The 24,775-nt window shown below is 44.7% G+C and carries 22 protein-coding genes; 19 read left to right on the forward strand and 3 right to left on the reverse strand.

Translation table 11 applies throughout. The annotated features are described in order from the left end of the window. Positions 1–29 precede the first annotated feature (29 nt). Positions 30–1,940 (forward strand): biosynthetic arginine decarboxylase, encoded by a 1,911-nt coding sequence (gene speA, locus OPS25_RS11320; protein ID WP_265617829.1) that lies wholly within the window; start codon positions 30–32, stop codon positions 1,938–1,940. Between the two features lie 20 nt (positions 1,941–1,960). Here the strand turns inward: speA and OPS25_RS11325 are convergent, their stop codons facing one another. Next, positions 1,961–3,055, reverse strand: a complete 1,095-nt coding sequence (locus tag OPS25_RS11325) for a serine hydrolase domain-containing protein (protein WP_265617830.1) — start codon at positions 3,053–3,055, stop codon at positions 1,961–1,963. Between the two features lie 272 nt (positions 3,056–3,327). On the opposite strand from OPS25_RS11325, the gene OPS25_RS11330 reads away from it, so the two are divergent. Genes OPS25_RS11330 through OPS25_RS11340 form a run of 3 tightly spaced genes read left to right on the forward strand, consistent with a single transcriptional unit; the run spans position 3,328 to position 6,093 of the window. Then, positions 3,328–4,734, forward strand: coding sequence for a DNA-3-methyladenine glycosylase 2 family protein (locus OPS25_RS11330; RefSeq protein WP_265617831.1), 1,407 nt, complete (start codon positions 3,328–3,330; stop codon positions 4,732–4,734). Next, positions 4,718–5,188, forward strand: a complete 471-nt coding sequence (locus OPS25_RS11335) for a methylated-DNA--[protein]-cysteine S-methyltransferase (protein ID WP_265617832.1) — start codon at positions 4,718–4,720, stop codon at positions 5,186–5,188. The genes OPS25_RS11330 and OPS25_RS11335 overlap by 17 nt, the downstream gene beginning before the upstream one ends. Further along, on the forward strand, positions 5,179–6,093 hold the full coding sequence (locus OPS25_RS11340) for a DMT family transporter (RefSeq protein ID WP_265617833.1): 915 nt from the start codon (positions 5,179–5,181) through the stop codon (positions 6,091–6,093). The genes OPS25_RS11335 and OPS25_RS11340 overlap by 10 nt, the downstream gene beginning before the upstream one ends. Before the next feature lie 26 nt (positions 6,094–6,119). Here OPS25_RS11340 and OPS25_RS11345 read toward each other — a convergent pair whose 3' ends face one another. Next, entirely contained in the window at positions 6,120–7,541 is a 1,422-nt protein-coding gene (locus OPS25_RS11345) for a sensor domain-containing diguanylate cyclase (RefSeq protein WP_265617835.1), read from the reverse strand. 225 nt (positions 7,542–7,766) lie between these two features. On the opposite strand from OPS25_RS11345, the gene glmU reads away from it, so the two are divergent. The 11 genes from glmU to OPS25_RS15940 all read left to right on the forward strand — a co-directional run bounded on the left by glmU (position 7,767) and on the right by OPS25_RS15940 (position 20,757). Then, positions 7,767–9,131 carry a bifunctional UDP-N-acetylglucosamine diphosphorylase/glucosamine-1-phosphate N-acetyltransferase GlmU gene (gene glmU, locus OPS25_RS11350; RefSeq protein WP_265617836.1) on the forward strand — a complete coding sequence of 455 codons (1,365 nt, stop codon included), beginning with the start codon at positions 7,767–7,769 and terminating at the stop codon, positions 9,129–9,131. Between the two features lie 13 nt (positions 9,132–9,144). Further along, entirely contained in the window at positions 9,145–10,173 is a 1,029-nt protein-coding gene (locus OPS25_RS11355; protein WP_265617837.1) for a Gfo/Idh/MocA family protein, read from the forward strand. 100 nt (positions 10,174–10,273) lie between these two features. Then, the gene (locus tag OPS25_RS11360) at positions 10,274–11,044 is read left to right on the forward strand and encodes a DeoR/GlpR family DNA-binding transcription regulator (protein ID WP_265617838.1); all 771 of its coding nucleotides are present in this window, start codon (positions 10,274–10,276) and stop codon (positions 11,042–11,044) included. Positions 11,045–11,053: 9 nt separating this feature from the next. After that, positions 11,054–12,886 carry a glutamine--fructose-6-phosphate transaminase (isomerizing) gene (glmS, locus tag OPS25_RS11365; protein WP_265617839.1) on the forward strand — a complete coding sequence of 611 codons (1,833 nt, stop codon included), beginning with the start codon at positions 11,054–11,056 and terminating at the stop codon, positions 12,884–12,886. 540 nt (positions 12,887–13,426) lie between these two features. Further along, complete coding sequence (locus OPS25_RS11370) at positions 13,427–13,555, forward strand: hypothetical protein (protein ID WP_265617841.1); 129 nt, start codon at positions 13,427–13,429, stop codon at positions 13,553–13,555. A gap of 252 nt (positions 13,556–13,807) precedes the next feature. Further along, positions 13,808–14,257 carry a hypothetical protein gene (locus OPS25_RS11375; protein ID WP_265617842.1) on the forward strand — a complete coding sequence of 150 codons (450 nt, stop codon included), beginning with the start codon at positions 13,808–13,810 and terminating at the stop codon, positions 14,255–14,257. A gap of 770 nt (positions 14,258–15,027) precedes the next feature. Next, the gene (locus OPS25_RS11380; RefSeq protein ID WP_265617843.1) at positions 15,028–15,387 is read left to right on the forward strand and encodes a PadR family transcriptional regulator; all 360 of its coding nucleotides are present in this window, start codon (positions 15,028–15,030) and stop codon (positions 15,385–15,387) included. 16 nt (positions 15,388–15,403) lie between these two features. Further along, positions 15,404–15,964: an HAAS signaling domain-containing protein gene (locus tag OPS25_RS11385; RefSeq protein ID WP_265617844.1), complete on the forward strand. Its 561-nt coding sequence runs from the start codon at positions 15,404–15,406 to the stop codon at positions 15,962–15,964. Positions 15,965–15,976: 12 nt separating this feature from the next. Then, on the forward strand, positions 15,977–17,146 hold the full coding sequence (locus tag OPS25_RS11390; RefSeq protein WP_265617846.1) for a metallophosphoesterase: 1,170 nt from the start codon (positions 15,977–15,979) through the stop codon (positions 17,144–17,146). Between the two features lie 496 nt (positions 17,147–17,642). Beyond that, positions 17,643–19,076, forward strand: a complete 1,434-nt coding sequence (locus OPS25_RS15935) for a bifunctional metallophosphatase/5'-nucleotidase (protein WP_265617847.1) — start codon at positions 17,643–17,645, stop codon at positions 19,074–19,076. Beyond that, on the forward strand, positions 19,069–20,757 hold the full coding sequence (locus OPS25_RS15940) for a GGDEF domain-containing protein (RefSeq protein WP_265617848.1): 1,689 nt from the start codon (positions 19,069–19,071) through the stop codon (positions 20,755–20,757). Before OPS25_RS15935 ends, OPS25_RS15940 begins: the two co-directional genes overlap by 8 nt. Positions 20,758–20,879: 122 nt before the next feature. Here OPS25_RS15940 and OPS25_RS11405 read toward each other — a convergent pair whose 3' ends face one another. Then, positions 20,880–21,626 carry a TrmH family RNA methyltransferase gene (locus OPS25_RS11405; RefSeq protein ID WP_265617849.1) on the reverse strand — a complete coding sequence of 249 codons (747 nt, stop codon included), beginning with the start codon at positions 21,624–21,626 and terminating at the stop codon, positions 20,880–20,882. A 142-nt stretch (positions 21,627–21,768) separates the two neighbouring features. On the opposite strand from OPS25_RS11405, the gene rlmE reads away from it, so the two are divergent. The 4 genes from rlmE (at position 21,769) to OPS25_RS11425 (ending at position 24,716) form a co-directional block, all read left to right on the forward strand. Then, a complete protein-coding gene (gene rlmE / locus OPS25_RS11410) occupies positions 21,769–22,389 on the forward strand; it encodes a 23S rRNA (uridine(2552)-2'-O)-methyltransferase RlmE (RefSeq protein WP_265617850.1) in 621 nt (206 codons plus the stop codon). 483 nt (positions 22,390–22,872) lie between these two features. Then, the gene (locus tag OPS25_RS11415; RefSeq protein ID WP_265617851.1) at positions 22,873–23,565 is read left to right on the forward strand and encodes a histidine kinase; all 693 of its coding nucleotides are present in this window, start codon (positions 22,873–22,875) and stop codon (positions 23,563–23,565) included. Between the two features lie 4 nt (positions 23,566–23,569). Then, the gene (locus OPS25_RS11420; protein WP_265617852.1) at positions 23,570–23,968 is read left to right on the forward strand and encodes a LytS family sensor histidine kinase; all 399 of its coding nucleotides are present in this window, start codon (positions 23,570–23,572) and stop codon (positions 23,966–23,968) included. Beyond that, the gene (locus tag OPS25_RS11425; protein WP_265617853.1) at positions 23,961–24,716 is read left to right on the forward strand and encodes a LytR/AlgR family response regulator transcription factor; all 756 of its coding nucleotides are present in this window, start codon (positions 23,961–23,963) and stop codon (positions 24,714–24,716) included. Before OPS25_RS11420 ends, OPS25_RS11425 begins: the two co-directional genes overlap by 8 nt. Positions 24,717–24,775 lie beyond the last annotated feature (59 nt).

Below are 24,775 nucleotides of genomic sequence, written 5' to 3' on the forward strand. Positions count from 1 at the left end.
TTTTTCATTTACCAAAAAGGTGATTCACATTGTCCAATTGGAATATTGAGCAAGCTGAAAAAATGTATGGCGTCTCTCAATGGGGCGGCGGTTATTTTCAGATAGGTGAAAACGGCAATGTTCAAGTATTGCCTGATCCTAACAATTCCTCAGTCAAAATTGATTTTAAAGCGGTGATTGACGAAATTTGTGATGAGGGCGTGCAATTCCCAGTGGTAGTTCGCTTCCACGATATTCTGCGATCCCAGGTAGCAGCCCTGAACCTATCGTTCAGAGAGGTTATCGCCGAGGCTGAGTACCAAGGTGAGTATCACGGTGTGTACCCTGTGAAAGTTAATCAGATGCGCGAAGTGGTTGAAGAAATCGTTGATGCTGGTCAAGCCTTTAATTATGGGCTGGAAGCAGGCTCAAAAGCGGAACTGCTTACTGTTCTGGCAATGAACACCAATGAAGGTTCGCTAACCGTTCTTAATGGTTATAAAGACGAAGAATTTATGCGTCTGGCGTTGCTTGGAAGAAAGCTTGGCCGCCGTATGGTGGTGGTTGTCGAAAAATATTCAGAACTTTTACTTTTGGTGAAAACGTCTAAAGAACTTGGCATTGAACCCATTATTGGCGTACGCGCTAAAATGACGGTCAAGGGGCGGGGTAAATGGGAAAGCTCTGGAGGCGAACGAGCCAAGTTTGGCTTAACCATTACCGAAATCATCAATACCGCCCGTTACCTTGAAGAACAGGGGATGAGTCATTGCCTTAAATTATTGCACTTCCATATCGGCAGCCAGTTGACCGATATACGTGCAGTTAAAGAAGCCATGACCGAAGGAGCGCGAATTTACGCTGAATTACACAAAATGGGTTTTCATCTCGATTACGTTGATGTCGGTGGTGGTTTAGGTATTGATTACGACGGCACCAAATCAACCAATGAATCCTCACGCAACTACAATATGCAAGAATATGTGGCGGATGTAGTGTATGGAATGAAAGAGGTATGTGATATGGAAGGCGTACCTCATCCTAATTTAGTCAGTGAAAGTGGCAGAGCCATTACCGCCCATCACAGTTGTGTAGTGACCCAAATCGTAGGTGAAATCCGCTCTGATAGCTCAAAAATGGCGACAGACGAAGTGGATGGAGAGCACATTTTTGTAAAGAATATTCGTGAGCTGGCTGAATCGTTTGACGAGCAAACAAACATGCAGGAGGTGTTTAATGACGCTTCGCAGTGGAAAGAGCAAGCCTTAGACGCCTTTAAATTACGCGTGCTGACATTAGAAGAGCTGGGTAAAATAGAAACGCTTTATTGGCAGATCATGGGACGGCTGCATGAATACTATTCTACGCAAGAGTATGTTCCGGAGGAATTACAGGAATTAAATTACAGTTTATCCTCTCAATACTTGTGTAATTTTTCTGTCTTCCAGTCGGCTGCCGACACCTGGGCCATTGAACAGCTTTTACCCGTGGTGCCGCTCACGCGTATGAACGAAGAACCCACCGTAAATTGCTCTCTGGTCGATATTACCTGTGACAGCGATGGTAAAATTGATCAGTTCACTATCGGTCGTGAAATTACCGATATTATGCCGATGCACAAGCTTCGAAAGGATGAAGATTATTATATAGGCTTATTCCTGACTGGCGCTTATCAGGACGTAATGGGCGATATGCATAATTTATTCGGACGCCTGAACGAAGTGCATATATTTAGCTATGACGACGACCCACAAGATTTTTACATCGAAGAAGTTGTGAAAGGCTCTTCCGTGGAAGATGTTCTAAACATTATGCAATACAACCCGAGAGCCATGGCCTCCGATGTTAAGCGCATGATAGATAAGCAAATTTCCTCTGGGAAACTCAACCCGCGGGAAGGCGTTAAGTGGACAGATTTCTATGAGAGTTGCTTAAGTGGGTATACCTACCTTAAGCCTTAAAAGCTTAGAGGGTGGCGGCATTAGTTTGCTGCCTCACCCTTTCGTTGGAAATAACGTTTCCAAAAGTCTGCGGTAGTGGTGTTGATAAGATTAGATTCAGCATTCATCAACATCACGTATCCGGACTTGAAATCGGGTGCAAATGCCACATCAGCCCGATACCCTTTCACCCATCCGCCGTGATAAACAATACGGTGTCCCCTGAAATTGTACACGCGCCAACCCAAGCCATAGTGCGCATCCTGAAGATCGCCACGCCAGCCTCTGCGATACGTTTCACGTTTTGTCTTAACCCGCGGGGCGGAAACGGTTTCGATGATTTCAGGCGGAACGATTGTAGGGAATTCGCCAAGTAATGCTTGTAAATAAATGGTCATATCACTGATACTGGCATTCACTCCCGCTGCCGGCGCAAAACGGTAATAATTACTCTCCACCTCGCCTTCTCGCCAGCGGTTACGTGCAATCGCTATGTGAGGTCGGGCCCACTGTTTGGAATTGACTAACGCACCTTTTCCAGCGCTGGCGTGCGTCATGCCCAAGGGCACAAACAACTGTTCTTGAAGTTGTCGATGGTAGGAGGTTTCCTCACTGAGAAGGTAATTTTCAATCGCACCGAAAAGCGCATTCTGATAGGTGTAACATTCTCCAGGCGCACAAATTGGTTCTAACTTGGCTAAATTTGATAACACTCTGTCCAGCGAATAATCGGCTTCGATTAAGTTGTCATAGGCGTTCGGCATAAACCCACTGGATTGCCCTACAATGTGCTCCAAAGCCAGGCTATTCATACCTTTACCCACAAATTTTTGCTGCGGAATCAGTTCGCCGATTTTGGTGTCCCAGCTCAACTCTCCTTGCTCTACCAGTTTTGCCATCAGTAATCCGGTAAAAGTTTTTGATACCGAGGCCAAACGGAAAACCGTGTCTCTATTGATGGCTTTTCCATGCGCATGTGTTTTACCGTACACATAGATTTTAGGTGTTTCACCCTGTTGATAATAAACAAACGCATAACCAGGGATGCGGTACTTTTGCGCTTCTCTTTTTACTTTGCTGGCGTAATCCTGTAGCCACTCATCATCTGCACGCACTGAGGTGATGCCTATTGTCATGAGTAAAATTAGGAATAGGTGCGATAAAAATCGCATAAGAACAGGCAATGTCACCCCAGAAATTGATTATTGTTGTAGCGCGTTATAAGGGTTCGCATGGAGCTATTATGCTGGGGTGAGTTTTCCGGATCAACTGCTGTTTTAAGCTTACTCTTTAAAAACTATCTTTCCTGGTGCACAAAGAGGACAATATTCAGTTCCGAATTCATCGCATACGTGCGAACGAATACCACTACACTAAAGCTGTTAATATCAAGGTTAGATTGTTTATTATGCTGAAAAATGACGTCCAGACATATGAGTTAGCGCGGAAAAGCCGTGACAGGCGCTTCGATGGCAAATTTTATGTTGGCGTTAAAACGACCGGTATTTTTTGTCGGCCCATCTGCCCAGCCAGATTACCTGCTGAAGCGAATGTTGAATACTTCCAGTTTGCTGCACAGGCTATGGATAACGGTTACCGCCCCTGCTTACGGTGTCGCCCTGACAGCGCGCCAGGTTCCTGGGCGTGGCAAGGGGTAAATACGACGGTAAGCCGTGCACAAAAACTACTCAGCGAGATCCCTGCGCACTCTATACAGCATATTGCCAATCGTTTAGGGATAGGTTGCCGTTATCTTAATAAACTGTTCACCGCGCATTTGGGAGTGACACCCAAACGGTTTCAGTTGTGTAATCAAATGATGCTGGCTAAGCGGCTCTTACAGAACACCGCGTTACCGGTAGATATGGTGGCACAAGCGGCAGGGTTTGCTTCTACCAGGCGATTACAGAGTCAATTACAGCAGCATTGGAAACTCACTCCCACTGCGCTGAGAAAAACAGTCTCTGCTGATATCCCCCCTAACCAAGTGCCCGCTATCACATTTAAACTCGCCTATCGTCCACCGTACAATTGGGAGTGGGTGCGGAATTTTCTTTCCTTACGCGCAATCGAAGGGGTCGAAACCCTCACCGCAAATTCCTATTCGCGGGTATTCGAAATTAACGGTGTCGGCGGACAGGTGCTCGCTGTGCATCATGCTGATCAGTATGCTTTTGAAATCCAAATTAAGTTGGAAGATCTTAAATACCTGCAGAAAGTCATTCAAACGGTCAGTCGGGTGTTAGATATTGACGCTGAACCTGAACTGATAGAGTATGCGCTGGCAAAAGGTGGGCTAAAGCCAACCCAAATATGTAAAGGACTTCGCATCCCTGGTGCCTTCAGTACATTTGAAGCGGGCTGCAGAGCAATTTTAGGACAACAGGTTACCTTAATTGCTGCTACAACACAGCTTAATAAATTGGTGACACACTTGTCTCATTCATCACAATACGGAAAGGTATTCCCTGCGCCATCCGCCGTCGCGAAAAGTGATTTAAGCTTTTTGCGAATGCCTGAACAGCGAAAAAAGGCGTTAAGGGCATTTGCCCAGCTATTTAATGAAAGCGTTGCTGAACGGCCACAGAATAATGCCATTCTTAACATAAAAGGAGTCGGTCCATGGACATTAAACTACTTTTTAATCCGTGGCTGTGGAGAACCTGACATTTTTTTGGATAGCGATTTAGTGGCACGTAATATGGCTGCGAAATTTTCCACCAACGCTGATATGGCGTCACCCTGGCGCAGTTATCTCACCCTGAATTTGTGGTACCTTGCCACGCTGGAGAAACAGCATGTTAAATCAATATAATCAATTTATTGAAAGTCCACTGGGTTTGGTTGAGGTTACCGCCAGTGCAGAAGGCCTCACGGCGGTGAGATTTTGTGAAGCGTTGCAGAAATGTCATCCGAATCATTATACTCAACAAATCTGTGAACAACTACAGGCTTACTTTGCCAACCAGCTAACAGAGTTTTCTGTCCCTCTATGTCCTCAGGGGACCCCATTTCAGCAACAGGTTTGGCGTGCGCTTACCACTATTCAATATGGGGAAACCGCCAGCTATGGCGATATTGCTCGGTATATAAAAAATGAAAAAGCGGTCAGAGCGGTGGGGATGGCGAATGGTCGCAACCCAATTGCTATCGTTATCCCCTGTCACCGAATTATCGGCAGTAACGGTACCTTAACAGGGTACGCAGGGGGATTAACACGTAAAGCCTATTTGTTGGCGTTGGAAAAACAGGAACGAGAATGCCCGTAAAAGATTTGATGGCTTTATTGTTACTCGGCGCGATCTGGGGTGGTTCCTTCATTTTTATGCGTGTGGCCGCGCCTGAATTTGGGATTTTCGCATTAGTAGAAGTGCGTACTCTACTGGCTACCTTAGTGTTACTCCCCGTGCTCGCGTGTAGAGGTGGTATGCGGGACATAGTTGTACACTGGAAGGCGATAGCGTTAATTGGTGCGGTCAATACCGCCATCCCTTTCGTTTTATTTAATTACAGTAGCTTGCACTTGGAAGCAGGCGTGAATGCCATTTTAAATGCTACTGCGCCTATGTTTGGCGCCGTAATAGCGTTTTTGTGGTTAAGTGACAAACTGTCCAAACAAGCAGTAATCGGCCTGTGCCTGGGTTTCGTTGGTGTGGCGGTGATAAGCGCACAAAAAATCGGCGACCAGGGCATAAGTATATTTCCTATCATTACTGCGCTATTAGCCACCACATGTTACGGTCTCGCCGCTAGCATGATGAAAAAGTATCTGCAGGGCGTCAGGCCCTTGGCAGTCGCCACGGGTAGCCAGGCATCCGCGTCATTATTTCTGTTACCCTTTGCGCTTTATACGCTGCCTGCAACCATGCCTTCTATCGTTGCGTGGAATAACGCGATTGCATTAGCAGTATTTGGAACTGGTATAGCTTATATTCTCTATTTCAGTTTAATCGCAAATGTCGGGCCGGCTAAAGCAATTACGGTCGCGTATCTGGTGCCGTTATTTGGAATTGTGTGGGGCGTGGTGTTTTTAAACGAGACATTGTCGTTGCAAACCCTTTTGGGTGGGGGGCTGATTTTGACAGGTGTTGCCCTGACTACCGGTTTTTCCCCGTCGCTCTTCAGGAAAAAGCGCGGCAAAAAGATAGAGCAAGCCAATTGCCGGGCCGAATAGTTGCTGAAGCTTTAAGACCAGTTTGCCTATTCTATTAATTGCATACGAACCAAGTTGCAGCCATCTCGTTTGGCCTGGTAAAGCGCATCTTCTGCATTAATGGTCACCTCAGCCATGGGGCGGGGAGTGGCGGTAAAAGAGACGCCAAATGAGGCGGTGATCTTAAGTTCAGGGCGACTCTCTGGTCCACAAAGCGTTGCAATGCCATAACGTAACTGTTGCGCAAACTCGAGCGCATCATGGGGACCTGAAAGGGGGCGTAGAATGATAAATTCCTCGCTGCTCCAGCGACCCAAAACGTCAGTTTCATTCAGCTGACTAGATAAATAACTGGCTACTTTGTCAAGCACTCCATCGGCGACATTTCTTCCATAGGTATCGCTCAAATGCGAGAAGTTATCTACATCCACCAGAATAACACTTACCGATTGGTGTTGATCCATCAGTTTGAGGTAATAAGACTCCATTTCCTCTCTGGGAGGTAAACTGTAGCTACTGCGTATAAAGATGTCCGCATTTATCCCCCGCCTGAAATAATACAATAAATGATACACCATCAAGAATAAGGAAAATATCACCACCAGTAGCGTGACTACACTAATGATAAAGCCCTGAGAAATTTCAGATTGTCGTTTTTGCAACGGGCTGAGCAGGTATACCGTCCAATTAAACTGATTAAGCTTTACCTCTGCAACGAGATAATCTTCATGTTCAATGGTTATCAGCCGGTTATTGAGGTCGCGTTGCTGCTGTACATCATTAGGCAAACTAGCATACCACGCCAGTTCTGATAGATTGGTGAAATTGGAATTATCTGCCATCAATTGCGGATCAGAAGACAACATAATGTCACCGTTTTCGTCCACAAAAAGAAAATCGTAGCCGAATTGCTGTTTGTACGTATTAAAGATATTAACAAAACTGCGTAAACTTTTACCGATGCCAAAAAAACCTAAAAACTCGCCATAATCGTTAAATATTTTAATGTCGATAAAAAAGTGCGGATCTTCCCATTTGCCGATGTCAGCGACTTTATTTTGCGGCAAATCCTTGTACTTAAAATACCAACTCACGTCGCCCTCTGTAAGTGAGCGTTTACTGCCGTCAACATCGTACTGTATTCTAACTTTTTCACTGGCTAAAAAGAAAAATAGGTCAAATTCAGATTGCAATCGTTCCAACGTACTGAAGACGGCTTTTTCATCTAGTGTATTCGCGTTTAACAAGTCTTCCACCTCTTGCGATTTGCCCAGCACTTCCGATACGTGCAGGGGCTTTAGAAGCTGTTCAACGATCAATGAAACGGCGGGAGATAGGGATTGTTGTTGGGCCCGGCTCTGTTCAGCAACGATGTTAGTAATACTGACATGTACAAGCGTGACAAGAGAGATAATAACAATGGCAAACAGCAACAGAAAACTTCTGTGCAACATCCTGAAGGCTTTCACAGGTTACGCGGACTCCATGTGTAACATTACAAAGCTGTTAATGTTTTATTATAATAATTTCGCTCAAGTATACCTGCGCAAAAATTAATCTTCCAGAAAAGCCTAATGATCTTTTGGGCAAGTATTACGGCATATAAATAATACATTCAGTCGCTGACTTAATCAGCGGGCTTAGTTACACTATTTTCATTATTCAAATCACTATCTGTTTACATGGGAAATATTATGGGGTTTTCAGTAGTCATTCTGGCTGCAGGCAAAGGGACGCGGATGAAGTCATCTTTACCTAAAGTTTTACATAAAGTGGGTGGCATACCCATGGTTCAACGCATCATCAATACAGTAGAGGCTATGTCTGCCCAGAATGTTCACCTGGTGTATGGACATGGAGGCGACCAGCTTAAATCTGCTGTGAACGGAAAGCATTTGAACTGGTGTTTACAAGCTGAACAACTAGGAACCGGGCACGCGGTTAAGCAGGCTGCTGAACATATTCAGGACGACGAAGATGTGATGATTCTGGTGGGGGACGCACCATTGATTCAGCAGCAAACATTGGAACGGTTAGTTGCAGTGAAAGCAGAGTGTGATTTGGCGCTGTTAACCGTGGAACTGGACGATCCCACTGGGATGGGACGGATCGTGCGTAATGGTGAACAAATCACAGCCATCGTTGAACACAAAGATGCCAGTGAAGCGCAGCGAAATATTCGTGAAATCAATACAGGTATGATGATCATGGGTGGCGCAAATTTAAAACGCTGGTTAAACGCCCTTGGCAATGACAACGCCCAAGGCGAATATTACTTAACCGATGTAATTGAAATGGCCGCAAAAGAAGGGAAGGTTATTAAAGCCGCCCAGCCTGACTCCGCCGTCGAAGTGGAAGGCGTTAACAACCGGATTCACCTTGCCGGTATTGAGCGTGCTTTACAACAGCGTGAGGCGGTTAAGCTGATGACCAACGGGGCCACTTTAGCCGATCCAGCGCGCATTGATGTTCGTGGCAATGTTTCCACAGGCCAGGATGTTTTTATCGACATCAACGTGATCATGCAAGGCACAGTGACAATCGGTCACAATGCGTCTATTGGCGCCAATTGTGTATTAATTGACTGTGAAATAGGTGACAACGCAGTAATTGATTCTCATTCGGTTATCGAAGGGGCCAGTGTAGGCGAAAACTGTACAGTAGGCCCGTTTGCTCGTTTGCGCCCAGGAGCCGTGATGAAAACTGACGCGAAGGTGGGTAACTTTGTGGAAATGAAAAAGTCGGTGTTAGGGGAAGGAGCTAAGGCCAATCATCTCACTTATCTTGGCGACGCAGAAGTGGGTGCTAAAGCGAACATCGGCGCCGGTACCATTACCTGCAATTATGATGGTGTCAATAAATCTAAAACTATCATCGGTGAAAATGCCTTTATCGGCTCTAATTCATCCTTGGTAGCGCCTGTTAAAATTGGAGAGGGAGCCACAGTGGGTGCGGGTTCGGTTATCACCTCAGAAGTACGTAAAGATGCATTAGCGGTTGCCCGAGGTAAACAACGTAATATTGAAGGGTGGAACCGACCAGTCAAAAAGAACGACTAAAAGGGGAAGCAGCATGGCATTAACAACGTTAATTGTAGGGTTTGGCTATGCTGCGCGAACTTTTCACTTACCATTTTTGCATGGGTTAGACGACTACCACGTCACTGGCGTGGTATCTTCTGACCCAGGTAAAGTCAGACACGTCTTACCCGACTGCACGGTCTATCCTTCCCTCGAATTGGCCCTCGCGACACAGCACTTTGACCTGGTGATCATAACCACCCCTAATCCGTTGCATGGGGCGCAGGCCAGGGAAGCATTGCAAGCCAATTGTCATGTGCTGGTCGAAAAACCGTTTGTGCTATCTAGCGCAGAAGCTAAGGCGATAGTAGCAATAGCTGATGCAAGAGGATTACGGATATGCGCGTTTCACAACCGGCGTTTCGATGGGGATTTCGTCACTGTTCGTCGCCTGGTCACATCAAACAGACTGGGAGACATCAAACATATTAATTCTCGCTTCGACCGGTTTCGACCTCATCCCAGAGACCGTTGGCGTGAAAACGCAGGCGAAGGAAGTGGTATCTTCTGGGATCTTGGCCCTCATTTAATTGATCAAGCTATCCTCTTATGCGGGAAGCCGAAAAGCATAAGTGGCTATTTACACATCATGCGCGATAAGGGTCAGTCCGTCGATAATTTCGAATTGACGCTGCATTATCCTAGTCTAAATTACCATATCGGCAGCTCGCCGTTGCAGGCCAATGAAACTTTGCGGTTTGAATTACAGGGTACACAGGGTAGTTATCGCCAGTACGGGTTGGATCCTCAGGAGTTGCAGCTGAAACAAGGAGGATCGCCCTTTACTAAGGACTTTGGAGCGGGCGCGAACGATGGGCTGCTGTGTACACCAGAAAACTGTGAAGCAATATCCCTCGAAACCGGCCGTTACCTTCAATTCTTTAAACAATTCGCACGCTCCATCACGGCGAATGTAGCGCCCCCGGTAAGTGTAACGGAGATGCTTACCAATATTGAGGTTTTAGCCACGGTTGCAAACTGCGCTGCTAGCAAAAGTGGTCACATATCAATCGAATTATAACCTGAGATAACAAAACATACTCAACAGACACAAATAATGCTTGCAATTCGAAATATAAATATTACGATAACTTTCATGTCGAAACTTAATCTTTCGAAATATGCTTAAAAGGAATACGCAACAGCGTCGACGCGCGATTATCGAACGTCTCAATACAGAGGGCGAGGTCGCGGTAGATCAGCTTGCTCAACTGTTTTCTACGTCTGAAGTCACTATTCGTAAAGATCTTGCTGAATTGGAACGGAACGGGTTGTTGCTGCGGCGTTTTGGTGGGGCAGTAAAAATTCCTGCAGAAATCGAAACTGCCGCAGAACATGAAGTTTCAAAACGAAAGTTAAATATTGCGGTGGCTGCAGCACAACTGATAAAAGACCATCACCGGATTATTATTGACAGTGGCAGCACGACCGCTGCCCTGATGCCGTTATTGTCTGGTAAGCGGGGGTTAGTGGTCATGACTAATTCTTTGCATGTGGCGCACACGTTATTGGAACTTGAGAATGAACCGCAAGTTCTCATGACAGGCGGTACCTGGGATTCGCTATCCCATTCCTTCCAGGGGCAAATGGCTGAATCAATGTTGCAGGCTTATAATTTCGACATAGCATTCTTAGGTGCCGCCGGTCTTGATCTTAAACGGGGTACGACCACGTTTAATGAGTTGACTTCACTTAGTCGAGTAATGGCAGAGGTATCATCTAAAGTAGTGGTGATGGCTGAATCTGAAAAGCTAGCCCGCAAGATCCCAAACGTAGAATTACCCTGGTCATCAATCTCAACATTGGTGACTGATAGTGAAATAAATAACGAAGCAATTAAACAAATTAAAGCATATGGTGTAGATGTTATCTGCGCCGCTGAAAGCAATTAGGAGCCATGTATGTGCGGAATAGTGGGCGCAGTCGCCGAACGGAATGTAGTTGAAATTTTACTGGAAGGCTTAAAACGCCTTGAGTATCGAGGGTATGATTCGGCAGGGGTTGCCTTATTGGAGCAGGACGGTTCACTGACTCGTATCCGCCGAACCGGAAAGGTTCAGGAGCTGGTAGATGCTGTGGCTCAAGGAAGCGCGCTTGGTACCACCGGGATTGCCCATACTCGTTGGGCCACCCATGGCGGGGTAACGGAAGCTAATGCCCACCCGCATTTTTCCAGTGAGCGTGTGGCAGTGGTGCATAATGGTATCATCGAAAACTATCAGAGCCTGCGTGAGTCATTGCGAGAAAAAGGCTACACCTTTACCAGTGATACAGATACAGAATCCATTGCTCACTCTGTGCATGAAGAATTAAAAGCGGGAGCGTCGTTGCTTTTAGCGGTACAAAATTCGGTTAAGCAGTTTCACGGCGCGTATGGCACCGTAATTATGGATAGAGAAGACCCATCACGTCTGGTTGTGGCGCGTTCAGGCAGTCCTTTAGTTATTGGTTTAGGCCTGGGCGAAAACTTTATCGCTTCTGATCAAATGGCGTTATTGCCGGTCACACGCCGCTTTATCTTTCTTGAAGAAGGTGATGTAGCAGAAATTACCCGTCGCGAAGTGACTGTTTTTGATAAAGACGGTCAGTTAGTGGAACGCGAAGTGATTGAATCAAATGTTGAACACGACGCAGGTGATAAAGCGGGTTATCGTCACTATATGTTAAAAGAAATCCATGAGCAGCCTACCGTTGTGCGTAATGCGCTTAAAGGCCGCCTGGGTGAGAAGGATATCGAAGCAGATATCTTTGGTGCGGGTGCAGACGATATATTTGCCAAGGTCAAGCACGTCCAGATAATCGCCTGTGGCACCAGTTACCATGCAGGGATGACCGCTCGATACTGGCTTGAACAATATGCCAACGTGTCTTGCGGCATCGAGATTGCTTCGGAGTTCCGCTATCGCAAATCTGTGGTACATGAAAATAGTTTATTAGTGACAATTTCACAATCAGGGGAAACGGCCGACACATTAGCCGCACTCCGTCTGGCAAAAGAGTTAGGTTATATGTCTAGCTTGACGATATGTAACGTACTAGGCTCCTCTTTAGTTCGCGAGTCTGATTTGGCGTTTATGACCAAAGCCGGTGCAGAAATTGGTGTGGCCTCAACCAAAGCGTTTACCACTCAGCTTACCGCATTTTTGATGCTGACCATTGCGTTAGGTAAACACAATGGTCTTAGCGAAGAGCATAAAGACAATATCATTACTGCACTGCACAGCCTGCCATCTAAACTTGAAGAAACGCTTGCTATTACCCAGGGTATAGAAGATTTGGCGGAAGAGTTTGCAGATAAAAACCATAGCTTGTTCCTTGGTCGCGGTGATCAGTATCCTATCGCCATGGAAGGCGCCCTTAAGCTGAAGGAAATTTCGTATATTCATGCAGAAGCCTACGCGTCAGGTGAACTTAAACATGGTCCGCTTGCGTTAATTGACGAAGAAATGCCGGTGATAGTGGTGGCGCCAAATAATGAGCTGTTGGAAAAACTAAAATCCAATGTGGAAGAAGTGCGTGCGCGCGGCGGGATCATGTATGTGTTTGCTGATAAAGACGCACACTTTGCATCTGATGAGACAATGCGTGTGATAAACGTGCCTCACTGTGAGTCACCTATCGCCCCCATTATATACACCATTCCGTTACAGCTGCTTTCCTATTATGTAGCGCTAATTAAGGGAACGGACGTAGATCAACCGCGCAATCTTGCTAAATCGGTGACGGTAGAATAGCGCCCTGTATTGGGAACGTGTTGTGCACGTTAAATAATGTTTGAAACACTGTTTAATGTGCACTCGTCTTAAAAAAGATAGAAACTTTCAAGAACGCTACTGGATAACATGTCCTGATCAAAAAACTGTCGATTCAATGTAAAGGTGTATCGCCATTAATGTATAACAGCCAGTTCGTCGACAAACGCGATCTGGCTGCCTTTTTCTCTCCTTCAGTTTTCCTTCCATGTGGTTATTTTTAAAGGCTTTGACTATCGTCAGCTGGCAATGAGCAAACCGGAACGAGTGCTGCATTTGATTCTACTCGTCAAACCCCGCGTAAAGATTTTGATATGGGACTTTCCAAAAGAGGGTATCAATAGCACGTGTAAGTGAGCATTCACTTTTGTTGATATCGGTTATATTATATTTAATTTGTCATGACTGTGTTTTGCGCAATTTGATAGCGGTCAATACTGAAAGTTTGAAGGACATTTGTGTCCGTTAGATGGTCTTTCAACCTACTTGCTCTGGACTAAGATGATTTAGGTTATGTGTTCGTTGCAGACGAACATCGTACGTAAGTCACTTGATGATTATCGCTTTACTTTCGATGCAATGAGTTACTTGGCTCACAACGAATATTTAGAGCCTGCAACGAACGCCATTCATATTATCTTCGACGAATAAAGACTACATAACACACTTCATGTTCAGGAGGTGGTGATAACTGACTTGTTAAGGAAGTTCTTTGCGTATATTGGCTTAGCTGGGCATCGAAAAAGCATGATTCCCTTGATAAAAAAATTAAAAATTTCATCAATAAAGTTGGAATCTATAAAATAAAACATCTGTACATAAACTTTTGACTATACTTACTCTCGTTCAAGTTCTGCTGTAACGCCTGGACACTACTAAAAATTTTACTTAAGGAGTGAAAGGATGAAAAGTAGGGTAATTGGATTATTATGCTTAGTACTTAGCTGTACTGTGATGGCAAAAGACCGCTTAAAAGTTTACGAAGATTACGATTTAGGCACTGAAATAATTGCCATGACTACCGTCAAAGTGGATCCCAATATGGGTGATGTATATCTTGCCGGGCTTAAAGAAAGCTGGGTTAAGGCGGTTAAGATACAAAAGGAAATGGGCTATATAAAAGATTGGAAAATATATGGCAGTGACCTCCCCGTCAGCGGTGACTTCAACATGGTACTAATGGTTTTCTTTGATAATGCCGCCGATATGGAGCCAAGCAAGGAAAAGTACACCGAATTTATGAAGAAGTGGGGCGAGGAAAATGAAAAGATGTCGAACAAGATTTCTGCCACTTACCCCGAAGTAAGGAGCCTAACTGGTGAATACCGACTAAGAGAAGTAAAAATGAAGTAAAGCCAGTCAATTTATTGAAAAGGCGGTCTTAATTTTCAGAACGTCTTTTCTTCTTATGGGGCTGTTAAATCGCTCGCGAGAATTATTCGCACCATCCATTATGTTCACCCGTGTTGCGAGCCAGCTTACGCAGTTAAAATCGTTCCGAAGATTTTGTGGAACGAAGATCCTATATAGCGGAGCTCACTAAAAACAAAAACTGACACACCGATCGGTAACTCGTGCAGTAAATTCGAACCCAAATTTGTTTCAGTTATGCTGCAGCATCTTTTCTTCTTTGTCGTTACTAGTTTTACTTCATATTCAGCTGATAGAATGTCACTGATAAGCTCTAGCCGCCATCTGTTGTCTGAAGCAGTATAATCATCAAGTCCCGCCAAACTCCCCCTTATTATCGCATGGTAAACTCGGTATAAAGAATCTTCCCAGTCAGTAATTTACTTTTAACACAAGCTCGATGAACCAAATATAATATTATTTGCGGGAATAAAATTAATACTTACTTACAGCCCGTCGAATTCCAACAAAGAATATTTTAAGACCCCTTCTTCATTCGTAAGTTTTCATCGACGTTTAACATAGCTAAAAGCTGCTTACGTAAACCATATTTAAAACGCGAGAATCTAACAGCGTAGGTATATAAACCGAATACTGATGACTGCTCTCTTTATCTTTTCTACCATTTTTTAATTATGCTCAACAATATACCTTGCATTGCAAGGTATATTGCATTATAAAATAGAAACTACATAAATTTAGCAGCATTCAGAATGGAAAAAGATAATTCAGCGGCGAAGTGGGATGTGCAATTGCGCAAAGGCACCCTCGACATGGTCATTCTTGCCGCGCTTAAAGGGCGCTCCTTGTACGGTTTGGCTTTGTTAAACCTTCTACAAAAGTTAGAAACTACTGCTATTACCGAAGGTACCTTGTATCCACTCCTCGATCGTTTGAAAAAAGAAGGCGTCGTGAGCGCCCAATGGGTACAAGAAGGCACGACCAGACCCAGAAAATACTACTCCTTAACACCAGAAGGGAAGGCAAAACTCAACATTTTAACCGAGCGCTGGCGCAAATCGGTCAGCGATATGGAATTCCTACTCGCCAACCCTGGACCGGCGACGTTCTAAGACCAAGGATATTACTATGAATTACGATAGACAGATAAATCAGTACTTAATAACCTTAGCTCAATACATGTCACGATTGGATACACAACAAGCAAACGAAGTTATCAGAGAGATTGAAAGCCACATTTACGATGTTATCGATAACGCCGAAATTGAGGGCAGACCTATCGCCATCGATGAAGTATTAGCTCGCTTTGGCTCACCAAGGCAACTCGCACAGCAATACAGTGATCATTTGCTCATGGGCACTCCACCCCCGCCAGGATTTACCGCACTGCGAAAAATAAAAAAAAGCGTCACAGCGGGAGTATTCTATGGCTCTGGCATTGTCGGCTACATTTTGGGCGCAGTGCTTATTATCATTGGTATTTTAAAAGTCTTTATGCCTGAATCAGTAGGTGTGTGGGTCAATGATCACGGCCAAAGCATCATTCTGGGCGTTGTTGAACAAGCACCACTTTCGAGCGATGAATTACTCGGTATCTGGTTAATTCCTGTGGGCATTGCTACTGGTTCGTTGATAACGTATCTGACATACCGTTTGCTCAGCGTACTCAAGCAATATCGTGAACACTAAGGGGGAACCGAGATGAAAACCTTACTCCGATATCTGGGTCATTTTGCAGCCGTGAGTACAGTTCTACTGGTGTTGGGCTTTGCTTTACTTATCAGTCAACATGGTACAGTAGGGTTTCCTGCCGACCCATTAGCAAAAACGGTTGGCAATGAAGGCCCCCACGTTTTCTTTGACGGCGGGAAAGTTCGAGCCGAATACATTCGTGGTAACCGTGATGACGGTTTTTACAAAGAAACGGTGCCATTGCAATTAGAAGGAAGTAATCAGTTAGACGTATACTTCCCCCTCACAGATTCCACGTTCCAGGTTGACTACATACCGGTGGTGGAAACGCCACCTTCCATTTACTCAGACAACGCGCCAATTCTTGCTATATCAGATCTAGAGGGCAATTTGGCGACATTTATCGACTTTCTAAAAGCTCATAAGGTGATTAATAACGATAACCAATGGCAATTTGGTAACGGCCATTTGGTGCTCATCGGTGATATGGTCGATCGCGGTTATTCGACAACGCCTTTATTGTGGTTTATCTACAAGTTAGAACAAGAAGCTCAGCTAGCTGGAGGTAAACTGCATTACATAATCGGTAACCATGAAATCAAAAACTTACAAGGCAACTTTTACTCAGCGGCCGACAAATACTTTGCAATAGCGGGTATTTTAGAGCGCCAACAGTACGAGTTGTTTGGTCCAAACGCCGCCATTGGGCGGTGGTTAGCCAGTAAGAATGTTATTGAAAACATCAACGGCCACCTGTTTGTGCACGGCGGCATTCACCCGGACATTAGCAAGCTGGGTATGTCAATTGATGAAATAAATGCTGTTGTTAGAGAACACTTCAGACAGTTTTATTATCCACGCGCAACCTTACAAAACCATATCGATTTACTCACTTCCACCATAACTGGCCCTGCTTGGTATCGCGGTTACTTTAAAGATGATGTCGATACACACCATGTTAAGCAAAGCCTGGAAGCGTTTAAAGCCAAAGCTGTCATTGTTGGCCACACGTTACAATTTAAAGTTAATGCATTGTTCGACAATCAAGTGTTCGCTATCGATGTTAAGCACCCGGATGACTACAACGTTAGCTTCCCCACAAAGTCATCTGAAGGGCTATTAATTGAAAATGGCAGCTATTACCGCCTGATGGAAGACGGCGAAAGGGTTGCAATTTAGCTGCCTTAGCCATGATACAAATGGCATGTACAACTCAATGAGCCAGCTACTTTTGTTAACCGGATAATACCTAGTAGGAACGGGTTAAAAGTGTAACTGTTTCGTTTTTTAACCGTAGCGAACAATTACAGAGACATTTTAGCGCCGTACTTCCAAAAATACCCGAGGTCTGTTGCATGAGGATCATCCCTTTTCGAAACAGCTTTAGAAGCGTACTTTTTATAATTTCCACAGGCGTGTGCCCTTTCTTCCTACTTTACCCACCTCCCCGCGTCTCCTTATTTCACTTCCCGATTCTTCCACTACGCCTTTGAGTGATAAATTAAATCTGCCAAACCCGTAGTATTCTTTGCAACATAGGTAAGAGGCGTCAATAATTACGTTAAATCTCATTGTTAAAACTCAGCCGTTGAAAGTACAACTCACTACCAAAATTATCTGCTCAGCCGTGCTTTTGTTCCTTTGCATGAGGTGTGCGTGGTCCAACGAAAAAACGGTGACGTTTGTCTTCACTGCCGATATGCCGGTTGTCGGTGATGAACGTAAAGGCGCTTATGCTAGATTAGCGAGCCTGCTTGATGAGATTCGTTCTACTCAACCGGAAACGGTATTCTTATTTGGCGGGGCGAGCTTAGGTCCGAGTACAATGTCTGGGTTTGACCGCGGCGCCCATATAATTGATGTCCTCAATAGTTTAGAGCCGGATGTGATGGGCGTAAGCCAACGAGAATTCAGTTATTACGAGGATGAGCTTTCACTGCGGGCCTTTGAAGCTGGCTTTCCCATGGTGGCCAGTAATTTATTCGATCCCCTTACCCAAGGCACGCCGACAGGGTTGGTTGACCGTTTTCTCATCGAAAAAGGTAATTTAATCATCGGTGTGGTGAGTGTAGTACATCCCTCGGTGACTGAAGAGTATCCCTTATTGCGCGTGCAAGTTACCCCACCCAAAGAGCAAATAAACGCCAAAGCACAACAACTGCGAGCGGCAGGCGCTCATATCATTGTGCTACTTTACTCTCATCCTTCTTTATTTGTGCGAGAACAATTAGAGGAGGGGATTGTGGACTTAGCCTTTCTTACCGATCCCGATCTTGATATTCGTAACGAAGAGGAGATGTGGTCACACCCCCGCAATATTGCATTGCTTCAATATGCTCAGGCGGCAATAGTTAACTGTTCACTGCATGAGAATGGGAAAGAAATTCTAACTACTAACTGGAAGTTGTTTAACCTGGATAACTTTGTACCTGATCCAATCATTGCCGCTCAAACGACCGGATATACAATGCGTTTAAATCGATTGCTGGATGAGCAGGTCGGGCAATTGAAAACCGCGATGGATACCACAAGAAAAGCGGTTCGGGCTGGGGAAAATGCCTTTGCCAATCTACTGACCGACGCCATACGAAATTTTACAGAGGTAAATGTTATCCTGTTGAACGGTGGCATTATCCGGGGAGAAAACATTTATAAGGCAGGGGCAGTAATTACGCGCGGCGATATCTTTGAGGAATTACCTTTTCGAAATAAAGTGGCCACCTTAACGCTTAAAGGAAGCGCTATCAAACAGGCATTGGAAAATGGTCTAAGTATGCTCGAGACGCTAGAAGGGCGCTTCCCCCATGTGTCGGGTATGACGGTGACTTACAACAGTGACTTGCCAGCAGGGGAGCGCGTATTAAAGGTAGAAATTGATGGAGAACCACTTGATTTTGACCAAAATTATTCGCTGGCCACCACGCAGTATCTGTCCAATGGTGGCGACGGCTACTGGATGTTTAAAGAGCGGGAGACTGAATCGTTAAGCACAAAATTTCCGCCCTTACTTTCTGACATTGTTATCTCTAATATTCGCCGCCAGGGACAAATCAGCCCCGCCATTGAAAACAGAATGGTTGATATTGCTAACAGGTCATCTGGTGAGTAATCAAAAAGTTTCCTCCCATAAACATTCGAAGGTGCCTTTTTGGGGCGACAAACGGATCCCCCTTTCCGCTGTATTCTTATCTTCCATTGCCACCATAATTTTTCTCTTTTTCCTGGTCTCGGTACTGGCATTTTCTCGCTTACAAAACTTCAGTGCCATTATCACGCAACTTACCGAAGAGTCAGTACCCAAATTGGCGATATCAGGACGTATTGTGGGTAAAGTTAACCAGCTTACCTATCTCACCGAAGGGTTAACGCGAGCGCAAAACGAAGTGGTGCGAAGAGTTCTATTTACCCAGCTTCAATCACAAATTTCAGATATTCAACTGCTCGCGCTGGATCCTAATGCCGATCCTGCTTTGCAAGCGCATATTCAAGGCTTGGATCTGGAAATAAACGAATTAAATCAGCTGGTCAAAAGTAGGTTGGATATCGAGTCTGCGATTCAGGACAAACTCAAATCAATTTACCAACTCTATAACCAAGTCATGATCGTGCAGACAGATCAGCCAATGAGTAATCGCATTATAGATGACACCAACTGGAAAATAATATTCGCTGATATTGTAGCTATGTCTTCCAGGGTTGCGACTTTGGAAAGGCTCACAGAGATCAGGCAAATAGAGCGCGGATTAAAGGAGCAAATTAATAAATTAGCCATGCTGGTTCAGGGACTACCCGATAACCAAAGAAACGATGCGACCACGCAAATGCAGCTATTAAAAAAGCTGGTCATCGATAAAAGTGGTTTAGTGGAACAAAAAATAACGCATTTGCGTACAAAAGGCCGCACAACCGGACGCGGTAATTTTGTGCGTAATTTTATTCTCGATTATGCTGGCATGTCTGAGTATCGTGCGTATCAACTAAACGAAGCTACGCTTGAAAGAACCAAAGACACCACCGAACAAGTTAAACGGCAGGTAAGTGTATTAACGACAATTAGCGTGATCGCTATTCTGATACTGCTGGGGGTGCTTTATCTTATTCAATCGAGAATCGTTAATCGCTTAGAAAAATTAAATAGCTTTGTACGCGACCGCTTAGCAGGGCGTGACACCCCTCTTTCGATTACAGGCAATGATGAAATCTCCGACATCGCCAAATCCTTCGAAAAGTTTGCTTTAACTATTGAAAAGCAAAAACAAATATTAGAGGAGATTTCGTTATCCGATGGTCTCACCGGAATTGCCAATCGTCGCGCGTTTGATAATAGAATCGAGCATGACATTAAACTGGCTATTCGGCACCAATGGCCATTAACTGTCATTCTGTTTGATGTGGATCATTTCAAACTCTATAACGATTCCTACGGCCACGCGGTTGGAGATGAATGCCTGAAGGATTTGGCTACATCCGTGAAGAAAGTTATGCGACGAGATCAGGACTTTTTCGCTCGCTATGGTGGGGAAGAATTTGTCTGCATTTTGGCAAACACCAATTTTAAAGGGGCGAAAGCCGTCTCCGACACTATTCTACAAACCGTTCGAAATCAAGCTATCCCCCATCAGAAAAGCCCGATTACTGATTACGTCACCGTAAGTGTTGGTTCAGTAACAGCAACCCCTTCGCAGGAACAAAATATTTCACCTATACAGCTTCTCAAGCAGGCGGATCAAGCCCTGTATGAAGCGAAAGAGCAGGGTCGAAATAGAAAAGTGAATATGCGGTTACAGTAAACCGGTTTCCAAGGTAGCCGCTACCCTTTTTTTACACCGGTAAACTCTGCGATGGCAGCGGGTAAAGGCGCTGCCGTCACGGAAGGTGTTGGTTTCTGCCCGATTCGTTGCGGATTATGCTGCTATCTGACAGACAGCTGATAGGCACACATGCTCAGGGCACTGGCAACGTTCAAGGAGTCGATATTCCCACTTCCTGCGATGGTAAACGCAGTGGCATTAAATGCGCTAAGTGTGTCCTGGGGAACGCCGCGCGCTTCGTTGCCAAACAGGTAACATGAATAATCAGCAAAATCTGGGCGGGTAATGGAACTGCCGTTTAAATCCAGATAAGCGAAGGAATTAAACCGTGCAGCAAGCGAATGAATTGTTACCTCGTGTTCCAAGGGCAAATGGAAAATTGCCCCCATGCTCGCGCGCACCACTTTTGCATTGTAAGGATCAACACAATTGGGGCTAAGCAGTAACCTGAAATGACCAAACCAGGCCAGGGTGCGCATAATCGTACCTAAGTTTCCGGGATCTTGTATCTCGTGAAGGTAGATACACTTTTCCTGCTTGTCAGCCTTTAAATTTGCCGCATCTGTGGCCGACAGCGGCACACATGCCAGAATGCCTTGGGGAGTTTTGGTATCACTCAGCTGCGCCATCTGTTTTTTTGAAACTAGGCTGACGGGCCATTGACTGGCTTGGCTGTCAGCCCACTGTTGATATTCTTCGGTAACATAGATCCTAGTGGCTCGTCGGTAGGCTGGATTTTTTACTGCTTTGAACAGTTCCAACACCAAATGCTCTCCTTCAACAAGAAAATAACCGAATTGGTTTCGGTATTTTTTTTGATGCAGTTTTTTTACATCGTCTAGTTTCATGTTGAAGCTCTACCTGAATAAAGAGGAGAAAAATGTTGTTCAATTGTATCGGTTAATACGCATAAAGTCAGGCGCATTGGTAAATCTACAGCGGGGAGATTACAATGTGCTCCTTTAAATGCGCACACAGTAGATTGAGTTTATGGCAAAGTCTAAAACCAGTAAAAAGTGGATGGATGAGCACGTTAACGATCCTTATGTCAAAAGGGCACAGATTGACGGCTATCGTTCAAGAGCTAGTTATAAACTGATTGAAATAAACGATAAAGACCAATTGATTCGTCAGGGTGATATTGTCATGGATCTTGGCTCTGCGCCCGGCGGTTGGTCACAAATAGTGGCGCCTATCGTGGGCCAATCAGGCCGAGTGATTGCCTCAGACATCTTACCGATGGATAGTATTATCGGAGTGGACTTTATTCAGGGCGATTTCACCGAAGAGGCAGTGTATGACTCTATCCTTCAAACTCTCAACGGCGCCGAAGTGGACACAGTGATTTCCGACATGGCCCCCAACATGAGTGGGGTGAATACGACTGATCAATATGCCTCGATGTACTTAGTTGAACTAGCGCTCGATATGGCGCGCAATGTCCTTAAGCCGGGTGGAAATTTCTGTGCAAAAGTGTTTCAAGGGGTAGGGTACGACGACTACATGAAAGAAGTTCGAAGTTCGTTTACAAAGGTAGTGGTTCGTAAACCCGCGGCATCTCGCCCTCGTTCTCGTGAGGTATACATTGTTGGAAAAGGCTTTAAACGTTGATGTTTGCTCTTTATCTAAAAAAATAAAAAAAGGGGCCCTAGGGCCCCAAGTTAGGTCCAGGGATTAGACCAGGTAAGCAGGAATGAATCGGCTTGTGCAACGTATCTATAACGTTACGCCTTCAGCCACCAACATCGGGATAGGTATCACTTCATATAAACTAATATGTAGGCTGTAAATACACTAGGCCCAATCCACAAATGGGGGTATATATGTTACTAACTGGCTGGTAGATGTGATTAACGGTAGTCTGAACGAATTGGCATTTACCGTGAAACTCACCCGTAACGGCTTGATAGTAACCCAGAGAGCACAAGACGCATAATTCTATGTTGGCAGACATGGCTGATGGACATTCAGGCTGAGAGAACGCTGAATGAGCTGATTTTTGGGATAAATTAGAATTCACAACCTGAGAACAGATTTGCTTCGCTACGCTATTTTTAGTAATAATCGATTGTCTGTCTAAAGGTAGTCCCCCACATGTTCTCGTCGTTTATCAGAAACTTTCCCTCTCGATTATTTTGTTTATCGTCTACGTTGTTTTGGCTGATTATGAATACGCTGGCAGCGGATAATGCTTATCGAATTGCTATAGAATATGGGCGAAACCCAGTGTGGCATGAAGTATGGTTGCGCTATATTCCATGGTGGGGTAATTGGATAATTTTAACGCCAATCGTTATCGCCTTGATTAAGACTATAAGTTTAGATCCTAAACAACGCAGCAAGTTCATAGGGGTAAATCTTACCTTAATGATCCTGGTGATGTGCTTTTACTGGTTCATCACTGCCTTAGAAGTAGCTCTGATACAGGGCGATGTCACCTTACAGGCAATCGGTAACGTAATACAAGAAGTACTGCGCAGCCCAATGCACTTAGATGTTCTTATGTATCTGGCGGTGGCATGTATCGGCTTTAGTGGAATGTACTACAATCGGAGTCAAAAAGAAGCATTAGTAAATGTAAAGCTGACGAATCAGCTGCTGGAAGTGGAGCTGCAGTCGCTAAAATCACAATTGAGTCCACATTTTTTGTTCAATACCCTTAATACCATTTCTGGTCTTATACGCTTAGAACAAAAAAGCGAAGCGGTAATAGCGCTAAGCGAATTATCGAAGATGTTCCGAACCGTACTAGAAAATCAAAAAAAATCAACTAATTACGTTGCGTGAAGAAATGGCATTTATTCATAGCTATTTGGCCATTCAGAAAATTCGCTTTGAAGATAAAATTGAAATTGATACCCGCATAGACAAGACTGTGATGGAGGAAGAAGTGCCTTTCATGTTATTGCATACCTTGGTTGAAAATGCCGTGCAACATGGTTCTCAATTAGAGAGTAATCGTAATTTGTTACGACTTACCATTGAGAAAAGTACACGTCAGTTAGAAATTGTATTAACGAACCAAGCATGCAAGAAAAAGGGACATGCTGGATTTGGTATCGGCCTGGAAGTGAGTAAAAAAAGGTTGCATCATTTATATGGCCGCGAGGATCTGTTGACGTCACACACATCTGCGGATGGGGTTTACACTACACGATTAACCATACCCATTAGGGGGAATGATGTATAAAGTGCTCGTGGCGGACGATGAACGTATTGCCAGACAGTTAATCGTCAATTTGCTTGCCCAAGAAAGTGATATTGCTACCATTGTCGAAGCCAGGGATGGTAATGAGGCGCTTGAACTGGCCCATGGACAACAGCCAGATATCGTTTTTCTTGATATCCAGATGCCCGGTCAAACTGGAATTGAATTAGCCGCGAAGCTGCCTACCCATTGTGCCATCATATTCGTCAGTGCATATGAGGGGTTTGCGATTGATGCATTTGAATTGTGTGCCGCAGACTATATTTTGAAACCTTTTGATGACGCCCGCTTTTATAAAGCCCTCGACAAAGCTCGCACACACTTACAGACCCGCCTTCATATCGACCGTGACAGCATGGCTGAATTTTTTTCCCATGTGATGAGCGAGCAACACAACAAATACAAAAGCAGATTGGTGGTGAAGGAAACGGGACGCATCCGATTTATTAATGTGGAAAGTATCAATTATATTGAAGGCGCGGGGAATTATGTTGATGTGCATTTAAATGACGGGAGTCAGTTATTGCACCGGGAAACCCTCACTCGACTTGAGAGTCAACTTGACCCCACGGTGTTTGCTCGTATTCATCGTTCCACTATCGTGCGCCAGAGCAATATTAAAGAGCTTAAACCCGCGAACCGGGGCGACTATGAAGTCACCATGAAAAGTGGGGATAGATTGATTCTGTCACGACGCCATAAATTTCGCCTGTCTGACTTTATGGATTAAAAGAACCTGGCTTTTTTTCACCTGCTTCCCTCACGCTTTCACAGCTTATATTTTCTCTT

Origin of the sequence: Alteromonas aquimaris, from assembly GCF_026183695.1 — a bacterium.
Classification (GTDB): domain Bacteria; phylum Pseudomonadota; class Gammaproteobacteria; order Enterobacterales; family Alteromonadaceae; genus Alteromonas; species Alteromonas aquimaris.

Excerpts from the sequence above, each read along its gene's own strand:
- OPS25_RS11405 (WP_265617849.1), bottom strand. The coding sequence starts at position 21,626 with ATGAAACTAGACGATGTAAAAAAACTGCATCAAAAAAAATACCGAAAC.
- OPS25_RS11335 (WP_265617832.1), top strand. The coding sequence starts at position 4,718 with ATGTTAAATCAATATAATCAATTTATTGAAAGTCCACTGGGTTTGGTT.
- OPS25_RS11385 (WP_265617844.1), top strand. The coding sequence starts at position 15,404 with ATGAATTACGATAGACAGATAAATCAGTACTTAATAACCTTAGCTCAA.
- OPS25_RS11375 (WP_265617842.1), top strand. The coding sequence starts at position 13,808 with ATGAAAAGTAGGGTAATTGGATTATTATGCTTAGTACTTAGCTGTACT.
- glmS (WP_265617839.1), top strand. The coding sequence starts at position 11,054 with ATGTGCGGAATAGTGGGCGCAGTCGCCGAACGGAATGTAGTTGAAATT.
- OPS25_RS11425 (WP_265617853.1), top strand. The coding sequence starts at position 23,961 with ATGTATAAAGTGCTCGTGGCGGACGATGAACGTATTGCCAGACAGTTA.
- glmU (WP_265617836.1), top strand. The coding sequence starts at position 7,767 with ATGGGGTTTTCAGTAGTCATTCTGGCTGCAGGCAAAGGGACGCGGATG.
- OPS25_RS11380 (WP_265617843.1), top strand. The coding sequence starts at position 15,028 with ATGGAAAAAGATAATTCAGCGGCGAAGTGGGATGTGCAATTGCGCAAA.
- OPS25_RS11415 (WP_265617851.1), top strand. The coding sequence starts at position 22,873 with ATGTTCTCGTCGTTTATCAGAAACTTTCCCTCTCGATTATTTTGTTTA.
- OPS25_RS11340 (WP_265617833.1), top strand. The coding sequence starts at position 5,179 with ATGCCCGTAAAAGATTTGATGGCTTTATTGTTACTCGGCGCGATCTGG.
- OPS25_RS11330 (WP_265617831.1), top strand. The coding sequence starts at position 3,328 with ATGCTGAAAAATGACGTCCAGACATATGAGTTAGCGCGGAAAAGCCGT.
- OPS25_RS11420 (WP_265617852.1), top strand. The coding sequence starts at position 23,570 with ATGGCATTTATTCATAGCTATTTGGCCATTCAGAAAATTCGCTTTGAA.
- rlmE (WP_265617850.1), top strand. The coding sequence starts at position 21,769 with ATGGCAAAGTCTAAAACCAGTAAAAAGTGGATGGATGAGCACGTTAAC.
- OPS25_RS11360 (WP_265617838.1), top strand. The coding sequence starts at position 10,274 with ATGCTTAAAAGGAATACGCAACAGCGTCGACGCGCGATTATCGAACGT.
- OPS25_RS11355 (WP_265617837.1), top strand. The coding sequence starts at position 9,145 with ATGGCATTAACAACGTTAATTGTAGGGTTTGGCTATGCTGCGCGAACT.
- OPS25_RS11325 (WP_265617830.1), bottom strand. The coding sequence starts at position 3,055 with ATGACAATAGGCATCACCTCAGTGCGTGCAGATGATGAGTGGCTACAG.
- OPS25_RS11390 (WP_265617846.1), top strand. The coding sequence starts at position 15,977 with ATGAAAACCTTACTCCGATATCTGGGTCATTTTGCAGCCGTGAGTACA.